This is a genomic window from Chitinophaga filiformis (assembly GCF_023100805.1).
Taxonomy (GTDB): Bacteria; Bacteroidota; Bacteroidia; order Chitinophagales; family Chitinophagaceae; genus Chitinophaga; species Chitinophaga filiformis_B.
Map to the genome: position 1 here is coordinate 2,997,890 of NZ_CP095855.1, position 22,522 is coordinate 3,020,411.

The window sequence follows — 22,522 nt, forward strand, 5'->3', positions numbered from 1 at the left end:
GTTTTCTTATTGCTGCTGCAGTTTATAATACAGGATCACCACCCCCGATCTGAAGGTGCGGGCTTTCATGAATTGCAGGCGGATGTTTTCTTCCATATCCCGGAACAGCGGTACGCCATGCTGTATAAAAACGGGATGTACCCATATCTGGAATTCATCTATCAGGCCTTCCTGTACAAAAGATCTTACAATGCTGCCGCTACCGTAGATGATCATATCTTTCCCGGGCGACTGCTTCATTTTCAATACCTCTTCGCCGATATTTTCCCTTACCAGCCTGGTATTCCGCCAGGTGGTGTTTTCCAGTGTCTGGGAAAATACCACCTTGTTATGATTGTTCATCATATCCGCATATTCCAGCTCTATTCCTGTGAACGTCTTATTGTGCCAGTAGCGCGCCATTCTTTCATAGCTCACGCGGCCCAGCAGGATGGTATCTGTCCTGCCCAACTGATCGCAGAAATAGATGGACATTTCGTCATTCCACAAGGGGAAATGCCAGTCCAGCTCTCCATCAGTCCCTGCCATGAAACCATCAAGCGTGACATTCATGGATACGATTATCTTTCTCATTCAGTTAGAGTTTCTCAATTTCAAAGATACTGCGACAAGACAGGTTGGAGGGGGCGTGATCCGGACTTGTAACGGGGTTGTTTCTGACATCTAATTTTCCTTATTTTTGCCATGCAACCTGTTTATTAAACTGCTGATCCCAGATGAAACACATTTCAATCCTCGTGCCGGATGAGGCTGTATTAGGTACCATCTCTGATACACGTTACATGTTCACCACCCTGAACGAGTTCCTTGAATCAGATGGCAAGCCGGCAATGTTTAAAGTACAATTGGTGGGGCTGACCCGCGAAGTGCCTTTGAATCAGGGGCTTTTCTCCGTACATCCTGATGTGCTGATCCAGGATATTAAGGATACAGACCTGATTGTTATTCCTGCATTAAGCGGTAACCTGAAGGCCACCCTGGAAAGGAATAAGGCCTTCATTCCCTGGATCATTGATCACTATCATAAGGGGGCTGAAGTGGCCAGCCTGTGTATCGGTTCATTTATGCTGGCCGCTACCGGTTTGCTGGATGGAAAAGAGTGTTCCAGCCACTGGGCTTCCGCTGCTGAATTCAGGGCGATGTTTCCCGATGTGGACCTGATCGATGGCAGGATTATTACGGAGGAACAGGGTTTATATTCAAGCGGTGGCGCCTCTTCCTACTGGAACCTGCTGTTGCACATCGTTGAAAAATACACTGACCGTGCTTTGGCTATCAGGATAGCCAAGTTGTTTGCGCTGGAAATAGACAGGAAAACCCAGTCGCCTTTTGTCATGTTCAACGGTCAAAAGAAACATGAAGATGAACCCATTAAAAAAGCACAGGAGTTTATAGAGACCAACCTGACAGAAAGGATCTCGGTGGACGATCTGGCTTCTAAATTTGCGATAGGCAGAAGGCATTTTGACCGCCGTTTCAAGAAGGCGACCAACAATACACCCGCTGAATATATTCAACGGGTGAAGATTGAGGCCGCAAAGAAATGGCTGGAAAACAGCCATAAGAATGTGAATGAGGTCATGTATGAGGTAGGCTACAACGACACAAAATCTTTCAGGACTGTGTTCAAAAAGATCACCGGTCTATCGCCTATCGATTACAGGAACAAATACAATAAAGAAGCTGTGGTGGCTTAACCCAGGAAATTGGAGCTCAGGGTTTCCCATACTTCTTTTCCGTTACCGTTAAATACCTGTTTCAACGCATACAGTCCGAATCCTTTTGCCTGGGAGAATTCGATCTTCGGCGGCATGACCAGTACAGAGGGATTCACAACAGCATCGATCAGCACCGGCCCATCATGTGCAAATGCTTTTTCCAGGGCAGCGCTCACATTGGCCGGGTCTTCGAGGCGGATGCCTTTAATGCCTATTGCCTCTGCCATACGGGCGAAGTCAGGGTTTTTCAGATCAGTACCGTAAGGCGGCAGTCCTGCTACCTTCATTTCCATCGCCACAAAACCTAAAGAACTGTTGTTAAACACGATAATCTTCACCGGCAGGTTATATTGTGCAATGGTAAGAATATCACCCATCATCATGGCAAAACCTCCATCTCCGGAAAGCGATATTACCTGCCTGCCGGGATAGGTGAGCTGCGCGCCGATAGCCTGTGGCATAGCGCTGGCCATGGAACCATGATTGAAAGACCCCAGCAGGCGTTGTCCTTTCTTCATTCTCAGGTAACGGGCAGCCCATACCGTAGGTTCCCCCACATCCGTGGTAAAAACGGCATCATCTGCCGCCAGTTTGTCTATCATATGCGCCAGGTATTCCGGATGTATAGGTGCTTTGTCTGCTTTACCTGTGGCATGGCTTTCAAGCGATTCGCGGCTATTCCTGTAATGCTCCACACACCTGTCCAGGTAAGAACGGTCGGTCTTTCGTTTTACCAGGGGCAGCAGGCAATGCAGGGTTTCCTTCACATCTCCCACCAGGCCAAGGGTAATATTACAACGCCTGCCAAGGCGCTCGGCACGAATATCTACCTGTGCGATCTTTGCACGGGAAGGGAACCAGTCCTTGTAAGGAAAGTCAGTCCCCAGCATGATCACCAGGTCGCTGTTCTCCATGGCATGATAACCTGAAGAAAATCCTATCAGGCCCGTCATTCCGACGTCGAAGGGGTTGTCATATTCGACATGCTCTTTTCCCCTCAGGGCATGCACCATCGGAGAAAGGAGCTTTTCTCCCGCAGCGATCAGTTCATCATGTGCACCGGCGCAACCGCTACCGCAGAGCAGGGTGATCTTTTCGGACTGGTTGATGAGCTCTGCCAGTTTATGTAACTCGGTATCAGAAGGGCGGATGGTAGGACGGCTGATCATCAGGCTGTGTTCCAGGCCATTGCTTTCTATTGTCTGCATGGCAACATCTCCTGAGAGGGTAATTACAGCAACGCCACCGAGTCCGACAGCATGCTGCATGGCGATCTGCAGCACTCTTGGCATCTGACGGGCGGAAGCAATGGTTTCACAATAATGGCTGCATTCCCGGAAAAGGGCTTCCGGCCGTGTTTCCTGGAAATAGGAAGTGCCTATCTCCGTGCTGGGGATCTGGGCCGCAATTGCCAGTACCGGGGCCATGCTCCGGTGAGCATCGTACAGCCCGTTAATGAGATGCATATTACCGGGACCACAGCTCCCGGCGCAGACGGCCAGTTTCCCCGTTAGCTGTGCTTCTGCGCCCGCGGCGAAGGCTGCCGCTTCCTCATGGCGGTAATGTATCCATTCTATCTCCTTATGCTGGCGGATCTCGTCTGTAATACTGTTCAGGGAATCTCCCACCACGCCATGTACTCTTTTGACGCCGGCGGCTACCAGTTGTTCCACTATTTTTGCAGCGATCGTATTGGGCATAAAACAAGGTGTTATTTGTTTAAATTTACATTTAAAATCAATGTATTATGTTTTAGTAATGATTCTGCCAACAAGAACCATGATCTGTACAAAAAAACTGAAGCAGTCACCATTTTTTTGCCGGCAGATGTCTTATACTTGTTCTTTAAAACGTAGACGTCATGATCACTGTGTTATCAACTCCGGCCGGAAATAATGCCATTCTGAAGAGTATCTCAAAAGAAGAGGCAGCACAGCTCAAAATCCCCAAAAAATACATTAGCCGTAAGGAAGAGATCTACCGGGATTTTCTCCGGCTGCTGGATGAGCATCTGGCAGATATCGTAGCAGAGCGGACAGACAGTATGAAAGAGCTCAGGGACTTTGCCGAGGCACTGTTCATTCATCCCACACATCTCAGCAATGTCATCAAAGAACATACCGGCTATCACCCCTGTTACTTTTATGAAGAAAAACTGCTGAAGCTCGCTAAGGACCTGCTGCTGGATAACAAACGCTCAGTGGCTGACGTTGCTTACCTGCTTACTTACGATCCCTCCAACTTTACCAAATGGTTCAAATCATTTGAAGGAGTAACGCCCTCACAGTTCAGGCGTCTACATCAGCAGGCTTAAAAAATACTGAAGAGGGTACCATTTATACTGAAGAGGGTACCATTATTCTGAAGCCCCGGTGCGCCAACTTTGTATTGTAATCAAACACAGTACAAAATGAAAACAACGAAGAAAATAGCGCTTGTAACCGGCGGCAGCCGTGGATTAGGTAAGAACATGGTGATGGAACTGGCAAAGGACGGACATCATATTGTGTTCACCTATAACAGTAAAAAAGACGAGGCACTGCGTGTTGTTGCAGAAGTGGAAAAACTTAATGTGGAGGCGATAGCACTGCAATTAAATGTGGGCGACACAAAATCATTCCCCGCTTTTAAAGCCAGCCTGCTGCAGGCACTGAAGGAGAAATGGGATACTGCAAATATTGATTTCCTGGTGAATAATGCCGGTATTAACCGTCCCTCACTGTTCCCCGAAACAACCGAAGAAGACTTTGACGCTTTGATGAATACCCACTTCAAAGGAGCGTATTTCCTGACGCAGACATTGCTGAACGTGATTGCTGACGGTGGAAGGATCGTGAATATTTCCACTGGTCTGGCAAGGTTTGTAACGCCTGGCTATGCTGCATATTCTTCTATGAAAGCGGCTATATACAACTTCACAAAATACCTGGCAAAAGAATTAGGGCCCAGAAAGATCAATGCCAACGTGGTTGCTCCCGGTATTATCGAAACTGATTTTACCCGTGAGGCATTTGAAAATCAGCCCGGTGCGAAAGAGTATTTGTCAACACAGGTAATAGCCCTGGGACGTGTTGGCGTACCGGAGGATATTGGAGGTGTTGTTGCGTTCCTTTGTAGTGAAAGAGCAAGGTGGATCACTGCGCAGTGCATAGAAGCATCTGGCGGGATGTTTCTGTAAATGCCCGGAAGGGGCGCATACATGAAGGTTGTAAACGGTGGTTTGCAGCCTTCTTTTATTTTAGTCAATACCGGACAGGAAATGTCTCGAAAGTGGACATATGTGATTATGTGTAATGTATAGTCGTTTTTATAATAGTTGTCTGTAAATTGGCATCGGCTTGGCATATCCAATCTGCTAATAGCCTAACACACCCTGCCGATGCTTAAAAACTACATGAAGATAGCCTGGCGTAATCTCATGAAAGACCGCCAGTTTACCTTGCTTAACCTGGTTGGTTTGACTACCGGATTAACCTGCGCAATACTGATCTACCTCTGGATCAATGATGAGATACACGTCGATAAATTTCACGCAAAGGACAGTCAGCTGTACCAGGTAATGACCAATGTGGAGAACTCGGATGGCATACAGACAATGACTGCTACACCGGGTATCCTGGCAAGAACCCTGAAGGAAGATATGCCCGAGGTGGAATATGCCAGTGCGGTTATCTATCCTTACTGGGCGGGTGAGACAACATTGTCCGTGAAGGATGATAACCTGAATGCTGTCGGGTATTATGCAGAAAAGGATTATTTCAACATTTTTTCCTACCCGCTTTTACAGGGAAATAAAGACCAGGTTTTATCGGACAAGAACAATATTGTCATATCAAAGCAGCTGGCGCTGAAGCTGTTTCATACCACTGAGAATGTAGTAGGCCGCACTGTTGAATGGCAGCATGAAAAGCAATACCAGGTATCAGGTGTGTTTGATGATGTACCTGCCGGTTCCTCTGTAAAACATGATTATATCCTGCCTTTCGATGTATACCTGGAGCAATATTCTTTTCTGAAATCGTGGGGAAGCATTGATCCCTCTACTTACCTGGTGCTGAAGAAAGGCGCTGATATCAGCCAGTTCAATAAGAAAATCCTTGATTACACAAGAACGAAAGATAAGAATGCCGGCTACAAACTCTTTGCCCGCCGCTATTCATCAGGATACCTGTACAACCGGTATGAGAATGGTGTGCAGGCCGGGGGAAGAATAGAATACGTGCGCATGTTCTCCATTATTGCGCTTTTCATCCTGATCATTGCCAGTATCAATTTTATGAACCTGTCCACAGCAAAGGCCTCGAAGAGATTAAAAGAAGTGGGCATCCGGAAGGTGGTGGGTGCAGGCAGGAAGGTGCTTGTGTTACAGTACCTGGGTGAATCGGTGCTGATCACTTTTTTAGCTTTGGTTGCTACACTGGTACTGTTACCTTTCCTGTTGCCGGCGTTTAACCATATTACAGGCAAGCAGATCTTCCTACATGCCGATCCTGTACTATGGATGTCTGTATTGGGTATTACTCTTTTTACAGGTATCCTGGCCGGATTTTACCCCGCATTTTATCTTTCAGGCTTTAATCCCATTGCCATCCTGAAAGGCAAATTAAGGGCTTCTTTAGGGGAAATATGGGTGAGGAAAGGCCTGGTGATGTTCCAGTTCATTATTTCGGCGGTATTTATTATTGCGGTGCTGGTGGTGTACAAGCAGATCAGGTATATACAAACAAAAGATCCGGGTTATAATGTAGACAATATTATCAGTTTTCAACTTGGCTCAGAACTGGCAACCAGGACACCTGTTTTCGTGAATGCTATCAGGAACCTCCCCGGAGTAGCGGCGGCATCGAGCATTGACCATACCAGTATAGTGAACGACTATGGCAGTACTTCAGATATTCAATGGGAAGGGAAGCAGCGTGAGGATAAGACCAGCTTTGCCAACATTGGCGTGTATTATGGTGCTATTGAGACCCTGGGTATGACCATGAAAGAGGGCAGGAGTTTTAACAATAATGTGAGTGCCGATAGCACAGAGGTCATCTTCAATGAAGCAGCTATCAAAAGCATGGGGCTTGCTGATCCCGTTGGTAAGGTCGTAAAGATGTGGGGCGTGAACAGGAAAATAGCCGGGGTAGTAAAGGACTTTAATTTTGAATCGGTACATGAGCCTGTGAAGCCCTTTGCTATACGACTGGAACCGGCAGCCACTTACCGGATAATGGTCAGGATCAAAGCCGGTAAGAACCGGGAAACGATAGACCTGCTTCGCAAGGCTTATGAGAAGTTCGATCCGGGATTTCCCTTCGTTTATAAATTCGTTGATGGCGAGTACCAGGCGCAATATACTGCGGAAAGCCGTTTGGGCGCTTTATCTGCTTATGCTGCAGGACTGGCAATAGTGATATCCTGTCTTGGTTTATTCGGTCTGGCCGCTTTCACCGCACAAAGAAGAAGGAAGGAGATCGGCATCCGCAAAGTGTTGGGGGCATCAGAAAGAAGCGTGGTCGTGATGCTGTCGGCCGACTTCCTGAAGCTGGTGCTGATCGCTGTTTTTATCGCGTTCCCTTTGGCCTGGTGGATCATGGATAAATGGCTGGCAGGATTTGCCTATCGTACTGCTATCAGCGCGGATATATTTTTGATCGCCGGTGTTTCAACTGTTCTTATCACATTGACGATCGTAAGCTATCAGGGTATCAGGGCCTCGCTGACAGATCCTGTGAAGAGCCTGAAAGCAGAGTAGGTGTGGACAATCCGATGTCGGATCACGTTCACCAGCGGACATAAAAATACCGAAAGCGGACATTTTTATGTCCTTGTCTGCGCTGCAAATAATTAAAGCTGAATGCGTTACTTTTTTTGTATTGTTTTTGTAACAGGAACCCAATAATTCCTTCCAGTATGCTGAAAAACTATCTTAAAACTGCTTTCCGGAGCCTGTGGCGCAACAAGCGCTATGCCTTACTCAACGTCACCGGTCTTACCCTTGGCATCGCTGTTTGCCTCGTGATCTATGTGATCATTCAATACGAGCAAAGTTTTGATACCTTCCATACCAGGAAAGACCGCATCTACAGGGTGCTGACGGTAATGCCGGAAGAAAGTGGAAAGATCAATTATACACAAGCTGTACCTTTTCCTGTACCTACTGCGCTGCCAAACGATTTTTCGGGATTCGAGAAGGTAGCCGGCATTGTGCAAATGGGTAAAAGGCTGGTAACACTGGAGGACAGTAAGGGCAATATCCAGAAGAAATTCAAACCACTGGTGTATTTCCTGCAACCCTCATTCTTTGACATATTTGATTACAGGTGGCTGGCGGGCAATAGCGCGACTGCGCTAAACGACCCTAAATCCGCGGTGCTGGCCCGCTCTACTGCAGAGAAGTACTTTGGGGACTGGCACAGGGCCATGGGGCAGGTCATCAAACTTGATCAGCAGTTTGAACTGACAGTAACAGGCATACTGGATGATCCACCTAAGAATACCGAGTTCCAGTTTGATATGGTGGCAACTTACGCCTTACTTAAAATAAATGAGATTAAGGATTGGACAACGATAGACGATATTCATAACTGCTATGTGCTGTTGCGTCCCGGACAGGATGTGGCGCAGATCAACCGGCAATTGATCGCTTTCTCGAAAAAATACAAAGACCCAAAGAACAAGACAACGCATATGCTGCAGCCCCTGGCTGATGTACATTCAGATAAACGTACGGAGAACTTTATTGGCCGTGTGGCGTCTCCCGAACGGATAAGGATGTTGTGGATGATCGCCGCTTTTATTTTACTCATCGCCTGTGTTAATTTCATCAATCTGGCTACCGCACAGGCAGTGAACCGGGCGCGTGAGATCGGCGTGCGCAAGGTATTGGGCAGTAACCACTGGCAGCTGAAAATACAATTCCTTTCTGAAACTGCTATGTTGGTGCTGACGTCCCTGCTACTGGCCGTAGTATTGGCTTTATGTGTGCTTCCGTTTATCAGCCGGGTAATGGATCTTCCACTGGATGCAGGCATGTTGGCAGCCTATAATGTATATATCCTGTTGTTTGCCATCTTCCTGGGTGTTACCTTGCTGGCAGGTTTCTATCCTTCTATTGTGGTGTCGGCTTTCAATCCTATCAATGCATTAAAGAGCAGGATTGCAGCCAGCAGGAAAAGCAGTGGTATTTCCCTGCGCCGTGGCCTGGTGGTTTTCCAGTTCATTATCGCGCAGGCACTGATCATTGGTACACTGATCATCCTGCAGCAGATGAATTACTTTCACAAACAATCGATGGGCTTCACCCGGGACGCAATCGTGAATATACCTTTTCGTAACGATAGCGCAGGTAATGCAAAGATTGCCTACCTCCGTGACCAGCTGCAACGTATCAAAGGCATACAGGAGGTCAGCTTCTCCAGCGCGGCGCCTTCCAATAATGGTAACTGGTGGACTGGCTTTAGATTTGATCATCAGGCAGAGGAAACCAAATTTCCGTCCGTCACGCGCTGGGTAGATTATAACTTCCTCAATACCTACGATATTAAACTCATAAAGGGCCGTAACCTTACGCGTTCAGATTCTATAAGCGAATTCCTGGTCAATGAAACGCTGGTACAAAAACTAGGGTTGAAACCAGCAGATGTGCTCAATAAAAATATAGATGTTTGGAACGGGCAGATCAAAGGTATGATTGTAGGAGTGGTGAAGGATTTTGCCGCCGGGACGCTGAAAGAGGCGGTGGCGCCTGTATTCATGGGCAATATCAAACAGCGTTTCAGCAGTGTGGGCGTAAGATTGGCGGCCGGTGCAGATGTACAGGCTTCGCTGAAAGCTATTGAAGAGCTTTGGAACGCGAATTTTCCTGAACAACTTTTTGAATACCAGTTCCTGGACCAGCGGATAGCAGCATATTATAAGGAAGAACGTCAGCTGGCGGAGTTATACGAGATCTTTGCAGGTATCGCTATATTCCTCAGCTGCCTGGGCTTATACGGTCTGGCATCGTTTATGGCCATACAGCGTATCAAGGAAGTGGGGGTGCGCAAAGTGCTTGGGGCGACACCGGCTCATATTGTATACCTTTTCTCAAGAGAGTTTGTCCTGCTGATAGGTATTGCGTTTGTAGTAGCGACACCGCTGGTATGGTATTTCATGTATAACTGGCTCAATAACTTTGTGAACCGTATAGATATTAACTGGACTGTATTTCTGGCCGGAGGGATGGCAGCATTGGTCATAGCGCTGATAACCGTTAGCTCACAAGCTGTCAGGGCAGCCATGATGAATCCTATAGACAGTTTGAAAGTAGACTGATATAATAGTGAGTATATGTTGACATTGTTGAAGAAACAGCTGGATAAGAATATCCAGCTTTCATATCTCACGTTATGAAGAGACACGCTTATCGCATGTCTATCAGGTACGCAAGATAGTTACGCACTGTCGAATGACTTCTTAACGAGATGTTAAATACTCATTTTCAACAAGATTTCTTGCACTAACTGATCAAGTGAGAAGGACTGTATCACAAACCAGAGTAGTAATCATATCCCTGTTCCGCCCAATAATCCGGCGGGCGCTGATTGCCAAAAGTGATGGTACCGATACGTTTTAGGTTCTTGATACCATACTTTACAGGTATGATCAGTCTTAATGGCGCGCCATGTTCAGGTGTAATGGGTTGGCCGTTCATCTCATATGCCAGTAAGGTTTGCGGATGCAGCGCACTATCCATGTCCAGGCCCACGTAGTATGCTCCGTCGGGTGTTTGCATGCCTACGTATTGCATCTTCGCTTCTTCCTGCAGTTTATAATGTGCAATGAAGTCTGTGAATCGTACACCGGCCCAATGCTGGATCTGGTCCCATCCTTCCACGCATTTGAAATCGAAGACAATAGCTGTTTTTGGAAGCTGCCGGATGTCAACCATGTTTACTTTCAGTATTTCTTTTTTGCCGTTCAGAATAGAAAGGCGCCAGTTCTCCTGGTCAAAATCTTCATCCTCAATGCCAATATCGCCATTTACCCTTACATCGGCAGCAGCGCGTTCCGGTGCGTATGTTCTGGCAAGATGGTTATGACTGAACAGGTTTCGGAAGAATAATTCTGTTTTATTCAATGCACGGCGCAAAGGCTTACTGGCACCTGCTGTAACTCCTGGTGTCTCTTCAGGCGCCTGCAGTAACCACTTCCAGGCTCCGAAAGCAGCTCCTCCCAGTATAAAGAAGGTGAGGAAGGAAATGAAATTCCGGCGTTTGATCTTTTGTTCCGGCGTTAGTATTTTCCTGATCTTTTTTTTATGTGTTCTCATTGTAATGTTTTTATTTTTCCACTACTTCAAATCCGGCTACCATTGCCCTGAAATTGTTCCATCCGGCAATGATCACCTGTACAACATGAATGATGAAAAAGAGCACGTAGCCGATTGTCAGCGTAAAATGCAGTATCCTGGCAAAATGGTATCCTCCGCAAAGCCAGCATAGCCAGTAGAGCTGCACCGGTTTGTAAATAGCCAGGCCGGTGATGATGGAACCTGCACCCATGAGAATAATAGCTGTGTATGCTATTCGCTGGGCTGCATTATACTTTCCCTGGAAGGGCAGTGTTTTACGGATATGGAGATCATGCAGCAATACCTGCCAGGCGTCCCGGAAAGAATGCCGCTCCGGCAATAGTGACCGCCATTGCCCTGAGAACAGGGTATATCCTATATACAAGAGGCCATTGAGAAAGAAGAACCACATAAAGAAAAAGTGGAACGCCATACCCTCAGCCAGTCTTTGAGGGATATTCAACAGCGTATTGAACCAGTCGGGGAAGAAATGGATGATGCTATGTCCGGCAATTGTGATGGTATATACATCATTGGCCCAGTATATCAGCAGGCCGCTCCAGATCATGACGGCGAGCAATGGGAAGTTAACCCAATGGGTCCACCTTGTCAGCAGAGGATGCTTTTCTTTTATGATCTTCATATGGGTGATATTTAATGTACCTGATAAGTCAACAAATTAACCCCTCAGTCGGTTAAAATTTTATATCCTTATAAAAAATGAATATCTTTTGTAAAGATTTGATTGAAAGACCGACTAACCCCTTAAAATAAAGGCCCGGTGAAGGGATTGTTTTTTATGATCCCTGATAGTAGTAATACGGATCGATGCTAAAGGATGCGAAAGCCCTTGATCCGGTTCGATGGGCAGCGAAATATGCAGATTACCTGTTTACCTATGACATAACAAGGATGAATGACTACAAGTATGCCGTCAGATTAATTAATCCATAAAACACAATTACCATGAACTTCAAATCAGTATTTGCTAAAGGGTTTACTCTTGCAGTAATCACAGGTTTCCTGGCTGTAAATGTACAGGCGCAGGAGCCGGCTAAGAAAGACACTTCCAAAATGCACAAGATGGACAAGATGCATAAAATGGAGAAGATGGATAAGAAGATGGACAAAAAAATGGATAAGAAAATGGACAAAATGAAAAAAGATACGGTAAAAAAAATGTAGGGAAACCGGCCCTTTCAGGCAGCAGGGAGAGGAACTTTCCCTGCTGTCTTTTCTAAAACAGCATCGTGTTGCCTGAGATAAAACTTTATATATTGGGATAATTTGTATATTTATAGCCATAAAATCCTGTGAATAAATAAAGTAGAAGTTTAAAAGATAAATGCTAGCAACACGAATTACAAGAATTGAGGAACGGCTATCACTACATGGCATCAACAATTATCAGATCACTTATCCGGAATACCTGAATTTTGATCAGGAGCTTTTTGCCACACCAAGAGAGGTGGGATGCAGAGTGATGATCCTCACTGCCATTGCCTACACAATACAGGATGAGAGTAAAAAATACGGTATCATTAACTGGTTGAAGAACGAGAATATCTGGTCGCATGTCAGCGAAAAGGAAGCTGCCTACCTGAATAGCCGCACAACAAAGGAAGACGAGATATTAGACTTGTCCTGGAAGATAGAAGCAGCTTATATACTGGCCTGGGCGCTCGGGCTGGTGGACGATAAGCCAATGCCGGGAGAGGAAGCTACAGAGGCACAGATCAATAACATGATCCAGCAACTGCCGGCGCTGGGCGATCAGCTGGAATCTTTTCTGAGCAACCTGTCTTTCAGGGATGCGGTAGAGATCTACGACGAGAATATCTTTTATGAACTGACCACCACTCATTTCAGGGATACTTTGTTCAGTGGCGGAAAAAGCAGGGCAGACGTGCACGTACCGGCTTCATTTGAGCGGCACCTGGCGCTGAACTGGCTGAGACGCTTCATGAACATTCAAGACTGGGACGATACAGATACTTCCACCTGATATTATCCTTTCTTTATTTTTCGCCTGGTATCAGGCACGCGATACTCCTTTTCAGGGGTAAGTGACCATTCTGTCCCTAATTCCGGCCGTACTTTAGCTATATCGGTCCCTGCCAGTTCCAGCAGTATTGTTCTGGGGGAGAGACTGTCGTCTACAATACGCAGCTCACATCTATGTATGAGCGCATGCACCTGTTGTGCATCAGGTGTCCCATCCCCGATATATTGCAGAATATAGTTGCCCATATCAATCTTTTACTCGCTCAGGAGCATACCTTTCCCTTCAAAGATAGGCTTAAATCCCAGGGATCTGATCCTGGCCGACAAATATTTCAGCATCTCATCGGCCCTTGCCTGGGTACGTGGCATGGCCAGTATTTCCGGGGCGGCAGACAATAAACGGGCTGCCATTCCGGTGGCTGCCGGGCAGGCCATACTGGTACCATCCATGATGGCGTAGCGGTCTTCCGGGAAAGTGGAAATAATGCCAACTCCCGGCGCCGTCAGGTCTGTTTCCGGCCCGATGTTGGAGAAGTCAGCGATGAAATTGGCTTTGTCCTTTCCGTAAGGCGCTTTTATGATCGCAGTTTGCACCGTACGGGAAGGGAAGGTCTTCTTCCTGCCCATGGCCGATACGGCCACAGAAAGGCTGTAAGAGGCGGGAAAGCTTACCTTGTCGCGGTCGTCATTGCCATTGGCGCAAAAACAAAGCACGCCGGCATTATAGGCCTGTTTGATATAACTGATAATGCCCTCATCCTGTTCCGCTTCTCCCAGGCTCATGTTGATAAGATCACATTTATCGAGTATAGCCTGGTTGATCGCCTTCATGATGTAAAAGTTGGAGGCAGACTTTCCTACCGGAAATACCCGGTAACTAAAGATCTCTACACCTGCGGCCACTCCACGTATGCCGCCAGACGCCCCGATGATGCCTGCCACATGTGTACCATGGCCTTCGCCATTGTCTTTGTAATCTTTCGGATCTTCATCTTTTATACAATTCATTCCGCCGGATACTACCAGGTCTTTATGCGGCCCTACGCCTGTATCGATCACGGCCACCCGGATGCTGGCGGGAATTGAGGGCCAGCCGGCACTGGGATAAAAATGTCGCAGTACGTCTTTGTAATTGATGTCAATGGATGTCAGCGCGATATTGAGCGTAGCGGTAGCGGTAAAGCTGCTGCGATAATATCCCCAGTAACTATGGTCGGGATAAACATACATGCGCTGTATGCGTTTGCCCTTCAGGTTGAGTGTTACCCTCCCTTTGGTGCTGGTAGTTCCCGAATCGCCCAGCCTGTTTACAAAATCAGTGAAGGCAACGATGTAAATTCCCTTGAGGGGATTACCCGTTTTGTCTGTCACGGTGATCTGGAGCTTGTTATTGACCTGGCTTTTTTTTGCCTTTTTCTCTATTGCTTCGCGATAGATAATGGCTTTTTGGTAAAACTTCTCTTTGATGATCCTGAACCCCGGATAGGAAAAGCGGAAATCTGCCAGCTCATCGTCGCTTAGTGCTACCAGTTTGGCCCCGTCTTCCTGAATGGAGTCCAGCACCTTTACGGGAATCTTTTTCTCCTGCCTGGCAGGCATCCTGGCGTTTAGTTTCAGGGCCTCGCTTTTAACGGCAGGTTCGAGCACTGTGGTGAGAAAGTCTTTTACCTTCGGGTTGGTATCTTCGTTGGTCTGGGTTTGGGTGGCAGGCAGCAAGATGAAGTTTGCCATGGGATGTTAACTTTTATGGTGAAAAAAGTGCGTGGACAGTTGCACTTACTAATTTACTAATTTATACGGCTGGTAAACTATATCTTGTAAGTAAAACTACTTAGTCTATGCAACGCAGGTATGTTCTCCAGGCATTATTTCTCCTATTGCCATTTTCCACGATTATAGCCCAGGATACCGCTAAAACTTTTTATTTATGGCCCAACGGTGCCCCTGGTTACGAAAACCGTAAAAACGAGCCGGAAGAGGCCAAAGATTACTATGTAAAGAATATCCATAATCCCTCCGTCACGATCTATCTTCCTCCAAAGGAAAAAGCAACCGGCGCAGCTGTGGTGATCTGTCCCGGTGGTGGCTTCCGTCTGCTCGTCTACAATTCCGAGGGGCGTGATCCTGCCCGTTTCCTGAACAGCATAGGCGTGGCAGCCATCATCCTGAAATACCGCCTTTTCCGGGAAGAGAACTCCCCTTATACCCTGGAAAAGGAGATCAGGCAGGATGCCTACCGGGCCATGCGTTTCGTACGCAGCCATGCGGCAGAATGGAATATTGACACGAATCGTGTAGGCATCTGGGGCTTCTCTGCCGGTGGAGAAGTGGTGGCACAGGTGGCGTATGGTCCGGGATATGGCGATCCGAAGGCCAAGGACCCTATTGACCGCCTGAATGGCAAACCGGACTTCCAGATATTGGTTTATCCAGGTCCGCTGGGTATTCCTGAAAAAGTGCCTGCAGATGCGCCCAAAGCCTTCCTGATCGCCTCTAACGACGATGAATGTTGTTCTGCACCCATCGTTAGCCTCCTGGAACGTTACAGGCAGGCAAAAGTGCCTGTAGAAGCACATATTTTCGCCAATGGCAATCATGCCTTCAATATGGGGTATCGCTCCAATTTGCAATCTGTCCGGGCGTGGCCCCAGCTGCTCACCAACTGGATGACAGATTGTAAGCTTCTCTCGCCGGCGACTTCAGCCGCAAAATAAGCAAGTTTTAAAGTTTCAATACCCGCTTGGGAGTACGGCTCTGTCGTACTCCTATACCTGTTTTATTCCTATGCGTTCCCTGGTCTAACTCATCTATAAACTATTCTCTAACCATATATAACCCATATATAACCCATATCTCTTGAATATGGGTTATATATGGGTCATATATGGCTTATATATGGGTTATATATGGGTTATCTCTGGTAATGCACTACAGCAGCAGCTTTACAAGGATTATTTAAATACCTTATTATGTACTGGATTATAAGAGAATGTATTTCGTAGTATATAAAGACTTTATATCTGACTGGTTGCAGAAAAATATATCGATATTTGACATTTTAATGACAATATGAAAGCAGGCCTATACGTCCTTCAAGATGCATAATCGATAAATTTGCATCGATGAATAAGAAATTAGACATTAAAAGAATTGAAAAGATCTCCAAAGCACTTGGTGACCCGTATCGCATAAAAATTGTCGAAGCCATCAGGAAAGAACAGGACTGGGCCCCCTGTACTTTAATACTCGACATGCTCGACCTGGCGCAGTCCACTGTTTCCCATCACATTAAACAGCTGGTAGATGCTGATCTGCTGCTGGCTGAAAAAGAAGGCCGTAATACGAAATATAAGATCAATAAAGAAGTCTTTGAGGAATATGTAACATTCCTGTCGCTCTTCACTGCATAAGGCTTATTTCCAAAACAAGCATCAATTTGTACCATGCATAACTATGCTCCATTAGATAACCCGGTATGGCATGCCCTGCAAACAACACATAAAGCATTTGCACAGGGAACAGACCGCGTTCAGCGGTATCCTGCAGATACCCTGCAATTTGTAGGATGCGCAGACCCGCTACATGCCGACCTGAATGAAATATTGCCCTGGACAGCTGTGGGGGAGAAGATGCTTATGATAGGCGAGCTACCTGCCCTGCCTTCTAATTGGGCATTGGTAAGACAGTTGGATTGCATACAAATGGTATGCGATGAAAAGACACCCCTGGCCAGTCCCGATGTAGTTCCCCTGGAGAATGTAGAAGAAATGCTGACGCTTATAAATCTCGTACAGCCCGGATTCTTTTATAAGCATACGCCCTTACTTGGTGCTTACTATGGGATATACCAGGAAGGACAGCTGGTAGCTATCGCCGGTGAGCGTACGAAGATAAGCGGATTGATAGAAGTAAGCGCTGTATGTACACATCCGGCATTTACAGGAAGAGGGTATGCTCAACAGCTGGTCGCACATATTGTGAATAAGCAGGTGACTGCGGGAAATGCATTGTATTTACATTTTCTGACAAATAATGACCGGGCAAGGAAGGTGTATGAGCGGCTGGGGTTCAGAGATAGGAGAGCGATCGTGTTTTGGGAGATTGTGAGGAATATGTAGGACAAGATGTTTTGAAATTAGCTTAACGCCATCTGATCATCTTCCTATTATAGTCGAAACCTTGTACGGAAGCGGGCTTTGCAGCCATTTGCATCTTACCGGAAAAAAAAGCCCAAACGGCAGAAACCGAATGGGCTTTAAAATAAATAAAGTATGATGCTGAAATAAACAATTTCCGGCTCGCAGAGGGTCGGGTGTTACCATGAAAAGGTGTAAGCTACAACCCGGCGATATCATCCCGTTGATAAGAGCTGTTCTCAGATTTACATCGGGATCGAAGCCGGATATTATGGAAGATATGCTTGCGAAATAGCCACCAGACTGTAGAGAACGAAAGCAATCATTGTTTATCCGAATTTGATCAAATCAAGTTAATTCGCCTCAATTAATTGAAATGATACAGGAAGATCACATTTCCTGTATACACCGGTTTTGGATTGTCCCTGAGCATTAAAGTTGCTTCGATAACCGCTTTCACAGTTCCTCTGAGGTTTGTTATTGAAATTACTTTAGCCTGTAATTGGATCTCGCTATCCACCAACACCGGCTGACCGAACTTGAACTCTTCGATTCCATAATTGATCTCCAGCTTGACGTTCTGTACATCAGCAATCTGTTTCCAGAGATAAGGAATAAGAGACAGCGTCAGGTATCCGTGTGCAATGGTGGACTTAAAGGGGCCTTCATTTTCTGCCCGCTCTTTATCAACGTGTATCCATTGGTGGTCCAATGTGGCGTCAGCAAATTTATTGATCTGCTCCTGGCTGATTCTGTGCCAGTTCGAAACTCCTATAACTTTTCCCTCAAAAGATTTGTACTCTTCAAAACTGCTAATAATTACCATAATAGAATTTTATTAGGCAACACATGTCGTGTTGCAATATGCAAGTTTATAGATTGATGTGGTAATAGAATACTAATGATCGTTGTAATATTATGTAATAATATTAACAATTGTACGTTGTATCAAAGATTTCTGATTTCTCATCCCCTTTTTTAATGAATGGAGCAATCGGCCATAAAGCCGGTTCGCCCCCACTGCTGCAAAGTCCGAATAATGTTATCAATGGTTCCCTGAGTGGAAATATAGTAATTTATTATATAATATCCCGCATCAGGTTGCGCCTTCAATTCTGTGAAGGCCGTTTTTTATTTTTTCAATAAACCATGTACAAAGCATGTACCGGATAGGTTATTTGTCACCGAGATAAAAGTCCCCTAAATTAAAATAGAAGGGATCATCCTTTTTTTTCTGTGCTACCAACCTTTCATATTCCTGCGCAGCCGAAATAGCGTCCTGGAATACTTTCTCTATAATAGCACCATGTGTGCCTTTTTGTCCATAACGTGTTCTGATTACCCTATCTTCCAAAGTGATCTCACAAAAACAGGATACATGCTCGTCGCTGAATTCGAAATATTGCCTCATTTTCCAACTGATTTTATCTTCTTATTTTATATTTATGGGCTCTTATGTACCCTCAATAATGGCGATAAGGGATGGTGAAAATGAAAATCAGGTATCTACAAATGCTATACACTGACGCAGATGTTCTAACTACAAATACACTACAAGGGTTTATATGTTACACATAATCAATAAGATAGCCGTATCTGTTATATTCATCCTTCTGCAGTTTTTTGTTAGCAGCGCCCAAACACCAGCCGACTCACTCGGTGCTGTGCTGACAAGAAAAAATATTACGCGAGAGCAAAAGGTCAGCACGCTCAGCCTGCTGGCCGAAGCCAAATCCATTACAGAAACTGTTAATGCGATTCAAATAGGGCATAAGGCCGTTGAGCTAAGCCGTATGCTTCCGGATGCTCAGTATACAGCCATGGCATATGCCATATTGGCGCAGATATACCTGCAACACGACGATATTGGTAAATCCGCAGCGGCCGTTGACAGTGCCCTTCTTTATGCAGGCCGAACAGAAAGTCCGCTTGCAAAAGGAATAGCATGGTATAGGAAAAGTTGGATGGAAAACCTCAAAGGCAAACCACAGGAGGCGCTTATCAGCGCTCAGCGATCGTTAAGATACCTGGAGGGAACAGGCGCTGCTAAGTATCAATCTGCGGTATATTATATTATCGCCAGCATATATGCGAATCTTTATGATAGTCCTCTACATAAAAAATATGCACTACTATGTTTGCAAACGGCACTCAAAAGCATGGACTATGATAACATCCTGCTTGCGTACCAGACTTTGGGTACCTACTGGCAATACTATCATATGCAGCATGAAGAGGACCGGTCATCTCTGGACTCTGCATTTTATTATAACAAGATCGCGCTCAATACATTTCTCGCTAAGAAAGACCGCATGATCTTTCACAGTACAATGGCCATCATAGCACTTAACTTAGCAGATCTCTATGCACAAAACTTTCCCGCATCATATCGCGACACGGTTCTTCATTACCTTGACATGGCACAAAAGATAGGTTACGAAACCCATCACCTGGAAGTCATCGCGAACTGCTATGGTATGAAAAGCGATTACGAAGTAGCCGCCGGCAATTACGAAAAAGCAGAAGCCCTGTTGCTCAAAGGGCTGGAAGTGGTCAATACAGATAGTACTAAAAACCTCGCAACCAGGATTCAATTCATGACCGCTCTTTCCAATCTTTCGGAAAAGCGGGGGAATTACAGAGAAGCCCTTAAATATCAGAAGCAATATTCACTCTTATATACAGACCTCTACAACGAGGACAAAATGAATATTACTAAAGAACTGGAAGCTAAGTACCAGACAGAGAAAAATGCTACTGCACTTAAAACACTGCAACAAACAGCTATCCTACATAAAAGGCTGGGTTATCTCTATATCGGTCTTGCTCTGGCATCGATAGCTGCAGCCATCTTTTTGTTCCGCTCCTTGCGTTTCCGGCTCAAACTCGCTGAAAAGGAAAGGGAGGATGCCGCCCTGCTTACCCAACTCAAACAACAGGAAAATAAGCAGCTGGCCATGGAAAAACAGGAGGCAGTGCTACAGGCGCGCATCAGGGAAGAAGAAGCTAAGCGCCTCATTGCAGAACAACAACTGCTGCAGGAAAGACAGGAACGACTGCAAAAAGACCTGCTGGCAGGTACCTTGCTGGTTGAGCAAAAAACGGCCCTGCTGCAAACCCTGCGACGGAAAATAACAGAGAACAGGAACAACAAATTCGTATTGACACAACTTAACAGGATCATCGATCATGATAAGAAACTAGACGAATCATTTGCCGGCAATAAAGCTGATTTTGATAATATCAACCCTGAATTCCTGGAAAAACTGCAGGAAAGAGCTGCTCATTCATTGTCAAGACTGGATTTGAAACATTGCTCCTATATCTACCTTGGACTCACTAATAAAGAAATATCGCAAAGGCTGGGAATAGCGCCAAAAAGTATCCTGATGGCACGTTACCGCATTAAACTGAAACTCAGATTAGGGAAAGAAGAAGAGCTGGATGTATATATAAGATCGCTGTAGTGGTTGCTTGTCGGGCGGCCGCAGGATGAATGATTTGCGCATATAAGCGAAAGGCTTCCAGGCATACGCCCGAAAGCCTTTTCTCAGATTGTAAAGAGAGAGTACTCGCCAACCATATCCTGTCAATGGTACCCGTTATTTTGTTTCAGCGTACGCGTGCTTCCATTGGTTGAAAGATCGATCTGTCGCTGAGGAATAGCAAAATATTCATTCGTTCCTTTCACAAAACTGGCTCCCTGTATATCGAGGGTCAGTGCACCTTCAAAAGCAAAGAAGGCATTCAGTGCCTGGTCAGCTATGCCCCATCGCACCAGGTCGAAGAAGCGGTGACCTTCCATTGCCAGTTCCAGCTTACGTTCAAAATAAATGGCCTTTAGGGCGTAATTCTGTCCTTTGGCGGCAAAGCTGCCTGCAGGGTACACCCCGACCTTATAATTCGCCGCAGGCACGTTAGAAAAGCCATCCATAGGGGCATTGTTGTTCTTATACCTGTAAACAGCGCTGGCAGGTTGAGCTGCACGTTCCCGTACGATGTTCACATATGCTTCTGCTGCATCGAAGTTTTGCAGTTGTGCTTCACATTCCGCTGCCAGGAGTAATACGTCTGCATAGCGGATCAGGTTATAATTGATGGCATTGCCCGGCGCCCAACCGCGGGGATCGTAGTATTTGTCCTGTGTAGCCTGCCAGTAAATATTCTTTTTGGGAGAATAATGTCCTGCTGTCGATGCCTCCCTGATCCAGGTATCGCCGGGGTGTACCCCCCAGTCAAGATAGGGAATACCCTGGCGGCCTACCGTCCAGTCAAGACGGGGATCAACGGTCTCGGTATTTACATTGTGTGTGTTATAGCTGTCCAGGAAGGGCAGGCCCTGGGGGTCGGTAACATATGAGTTCACCAGGTCCTGCGTGGGCTGAAAAAAGCCACAGCAGCTGAATGGGCCGTTGTACGGATAGTTCAGCATCTGGCCCTGGTTAGCATTGGCGGAAGTGCCGGAATTGTCGTTCGCGTCAAACTGTATGGCGAAAACAGATTCAGAAGTGTTCTCAGTGGCGGCGTCGAAGTTATCTTCAAACCTGTCCCTCAGGGCATAGCGATCGCCACGGGATGTGACACCCTGTGTGGTGATCTGGTCGAACAGCGGTTTGGCGTCTGCGTATTTGTGTTCGAACATGTATGTCTTTGCCAGGTAACTGGCTGCTGCCCACTTATTAGGTCTTCCCACCGCTGTCTGGGTGAGCGCCAGGTTGTCCATGGCAAATTTAAAATCGGCTTCTATCTGGGGCCAGATGTCCTTATCGTTGGGCGTCTTCATGTCTGTGGTTGTTTCATCTATCCACGGCACCATATTGAACATCTTTTTCAGATCGGAGTAATAATGCCCCCGCAGGAAACGAGCTTCTGCGGCGACTTCTGTTTTTTCAGCTTCTGTCATATCAGTGACTTTCGGCAAGAGCTTCAATACGGAGTTACAGCGGGTCACACCTTCATAGTCCACCCGCCATTTATCGTTCAGAAAGCTGTTAGTAGCGCCGGCGCTGAAGCGTGCGAGATCGAGTGTAGGAGGGGAGTCGAAATGATCGCTGCCTTTGTGCGCATCGCCGCCACATACACTGCCATAGATCCAGTTGTCCGGCGATACCGCATAACCTGCGCCGCCGGAGAGGTTGGTCATGTCACCGTCGGTAAAGTCCTGCCCGTCGAGCGCTCCGTAAGCACCTACCAGTAAAGCATTGACACCTTTTTTATTTGCTACCAGTTCTTCTTTTAAAGAAGACGGTGGTACCCTGTCCAGGAATTTACTGCAGGAAGGCGTACATATGCCGATGCCGGTTATGAAAAGTATTGCTATGTGTTTATTCAGTTTCATGGTT

20 protein-coding genes are annotated in these 22,522 nt (G+C 46.3%); 11 read left to right on the forward strand and 9 right to left on the reverse strand.

From position 1 onward, the window contains the following. Positions 1 to 6: 6 nt before the first annotated feature. Positions 7 to 573: a dihydrofolate reductase family protein gene (locus tag MYF79_RS12050; RefSeq protein ID WP_247814108.1), complete on the reverse strand. Its 567-nt coding sequence runs from the start codon at positions 571 to 573 to the stop codon at positions 7 to 9. Positions 574 to 716: 143 nt separating this feature from the next. On the opposite strand from MYF79_RS12050, the gene MYF79_RS12055 reads away from it, so the two are divergent. Then, positions 717 to 1,697 (forward strand): GlxA family transcriptional regulator, encoded by a 981-nt coding sequence (locus tag MYF79_RS12055; protein WP_199658072.1) that lies wholly within the window; start codon positions 717 to 719, stop codon positions 1,695 to 1,697. Here the strand turns inward: MYF79_RS12055 and poxB are convergent. Continuing rightward, complete coding sequence (gene poxB / locus MYF79_RS12060; protein ID WP_247814109.1) at positions 1,694 to 3,418, reverse strand: ubiquinone-dependent pyruvate dehydrogenase; 1,725 nt, start codon at positions 3,416 to 3,418, stop codon at positions 1,694 to 1,696. The two genes, MYF79_RS12055 and poxB, sit on opposite strands and share 4 nt — an antisense overlap. Before the next feature lie 161 nt (positions 3,419 to 3,579). Between poxB and MYF79_RS12065 the strand changes: the two genes are divergently transcribed. The 4 genes from MYF79_RS12065 (at position 3,580) to MYF79_RS12080 (ending at position 10,022) form a co-directional block, all read left to right on the forward strand. After that, positions 3,580 to 4,032, forward strand: a complete 453-nt coding sequence (locus MYF79_RS12065; protein WP_247814110.1) for a helix-turn-helix domain-containing protein — start codon at positions 3,580 to 3,582, stop codon at positions 4,030 to 4,032. Between the two features lie 96 nt (positions 4,033 to 4,128). Continuing rightward, complete coding sequence (locus MYF79_RS12070; RefSeq protein ID WP_247814111.1) at positions 4,129 to 4,896, forward strand: SDR family NAD(P)-dependent oxidoreductase; 768 nt, start codon at positions 4,129 to 4,131, stop codon at positions 4,894 to 4,896. A 201-nt stretch (positions 4,897 to 5,097) separates the two neighbouring features. Next, positions 5,098 to 7,461, forward strand: a complete 2,364-nt coding sequence (locus MYF79_RS12075; RefSeq protein WP_247814112.1) for an ABC transporter permease — start codon at positions 5,098 to 5,100, stop codon at positions 7,459 to 7,461. A gap of 158 nt (positions 7,462 to 7,619) precedes the next feature. Then, the gene (locus tag MYF79_RS12080; RefSeq protein WP_247814113.1) at positions 7,620 to 10,022 is read left to right on the forward strand and encodes an ABC transporter permease; all 2,403 of its coding nucleotides are present in this window, start codon (positions 7,620 to 7,622) and stop codon (positions 10,020 to 10,022) included. Between the two features lie 211 nt (positions 10,023 to 10,233). Here the strand turns inward: MYF79_RS12080 and MYF79_RS12085 are convergent, their stop codons facing one another. Further along, positions 10,234 to 11,019 carry a molybdopterin-dependent oxidoreductase gene (locus MYF79_RS12085; RefSeq protein ID WP_247814114.1) on the reverse strand — a complete coding sequence of 262 codons (786 nt, stop codon included), beginning with the start codon at positions 11,017 to 11,019 and terminating at the stop codon, positions 10,234 to 10,236. Positions 11,020 to 11,029: 10 nt separating this feature from the next. Beyond that, positions 11,030 to 11,683: a cytochrome b/b6 domain-containing protein gene (locus MYF79_RS12090; RefSeq protein WP_247814115.1), complete on the reverse strand. Its 654-nt coding sequence runs from the start codon at positions 11,681 to 11,683 to the stop codon at positions 11,030 to 11,032. 323 nt (positions 11,684 to 12,006) lie between these two features. On the opposite strand from MYF79_RS12090, the gene MYF79_RS12095 reads away from it, so the two are divergent. Together MYF79_RS12095 and MYF79_RS12100 are read left to right on the forward strand one after the other, a co-directional pair. After that, the gene (locus tag MYF79_RS12095; RefSeq protein ID WP_247814116.1) at positions 12,007 to 12,225 is read left to right on the forward strand and encodes a hypothetical protein; all 219 of its coding nucleotides are present in this window, start codon (positions 12,007 to 12,009) and stop codon (positions 12,223 to 12,225) included. A gap of 160 nt (positions 12,226 to 12,385) precedes the next feature. Continuing rightward, positions 12,386 to 13,045, forward strand: a complete 660-nt coding sequence (locus tag MYF79_RS12100; protein ID WP_247814117.1) for a DUF4272 domain-containing protein — start codon at positions 12,386 to 12,388, stop codon at positions 13,043 to 13,045. Between the two features lie 2 nt (positions 13,046 to 13,047). On the opposite strand, the gene MYF79_RS12105 is transcribed toward MYF79_RS12100, so the two are convergent. Together MYF79_RS12105 and MYF79_RS12110 are read right to left on the reverse strand one after the other, a co-directional pair. Then, positions 13,048 to 13,290 (reverse strand): hypothetical protein, encoded by a 243-nt coding sequence (locus tag MYF79_RS12105; protein WP_247814118.1) that lies wholly within the window; start codon positions 13,288 to 13,290, stop codon positions 13,048 to 13,050. A 9-nt stretch (positions 13,291 to 13,299) separates the two neighbouring features. Continuing rightward, positions 13,300 to 14,775: a S8 family serine peptidase gene (locus MYF79_RS12110; RefSeq protein WP_247814119.1), complete on the reverse strand. Its 1,476-nt coding sequence runs from the start codon at positions 14,773 to 14,775 to the stop codon at positions 13,300 to 13,302. Between the two features lie 107 nt (positions 14,776 to 14,882). Between MYF79_RS12110 and MYF79_RS12115 the strand changes: the two genes are divergently transcribed. The 3 genes from MYF79_RS12115 to MYF79_RS12125 all read left to right on the forward strand — a co-directional run bounded on the left by MYF79_RS12115 (position 14,883) and on the right by MYF79_RS12125 (position 17,162). Then, entirely contained in the window at positions 14,883 to 15,758 is an 876-nt protein-coding gene (locus MYF79_RS12115) for an alpha/beta hydrolase (protein ID WP_247814120.1), read from the forward strand. 408 nt (positions 15,759 to 16,166) lie between these two features. Then, positions 16,167 to 16,454, forward strand: coding sequence for an ArsR/SmtB family transcription factor (locus tag MYF79_RS12120; protein WP_247814121.1), 288 nt, complete (start codon positions 16,167 to 16,169; stop codon positions 16,452 to 16,454). A 33-nt stretch (positions 16,455 to 16,487) separates the two neighbouring features. Beyond that, positions 16,488 to 17,162, forward strand: coding sequence for a GNAT family N-acetyltransferase (locus MYF79_RS12125; RefSeq protein WP_247814122.1), 675 nt, complete (start codon positions 16,488 to 16,490; stop codon positions 17,160 to 17,162). 385 nt (positions 17,163 to 17,547) lie between these two features. On the opposite strand, the gene MYF79_RS12130 is transcribed toward MYF79_RS12125, so the two are convergent. Together MYF79_RS12130 and MYF79_RS12135 are read right to left on the reverse strand one after the other, a co-directional pair. Continuing rightward, positions 17,548 to 18,006, reverse strand: coding sequence for a MaoC family dehydratase (locus MYF79_RS12130; RefSeq protein ID WP_247814123.1), 459 nt, complete (start codon positions 18,004 to 18,006; stop codon positions 17,548 to 17,550). A gap of 348 nt (positions 18,007 to 18,354) precedes the next feature. Beyond that, a complete protein-coding gene (locus MYF79_RS12135; RefSeq protein WP_247814124.1) occupies positions 18,355 to 18,591 on the reverse strand; it encodes a WGR domain-containing protein in 237 nt (78 codons plus the stop codon). A 154-nt stretch (positions 18,592 to 18,745) separates the two neighbouring features. Between MYF79_RS12135 and MYF79_RS12140 the strand changes: the two genes are divergently transcribed. After that, positions 18,746 to 20,647 (forward strand): hypothetical protein, encoded by a 1,902-nt coding sequence (locus MYF79_RS12140; protein WP_247814125.1) that lies wholly within the window; start codon positions 18,746 to 18,748, stop codon positions 20,645 to 20,647. 122 nt (positions 20,648 to 20,769) lie between these two features. Here MYF79_RS12140 and MYF79_RS12145 read toward each other — a convergent pair whose 3' ends face one another. Then, on the reverse strand, positions 20,770 to 22,518 hold the full coding sequence (locus MYF79_RS12145; protein ID WP_247814126.1) for a RagB/SusD family nutrient uptake outer membrane protein: 1,749 nt from the start codon (positions 22,516 to 22,518) through the stop codon (positions 20,770 to 20,772). Positions 22,519 to 22,522 lie beyond the last annotated feature (4 nt).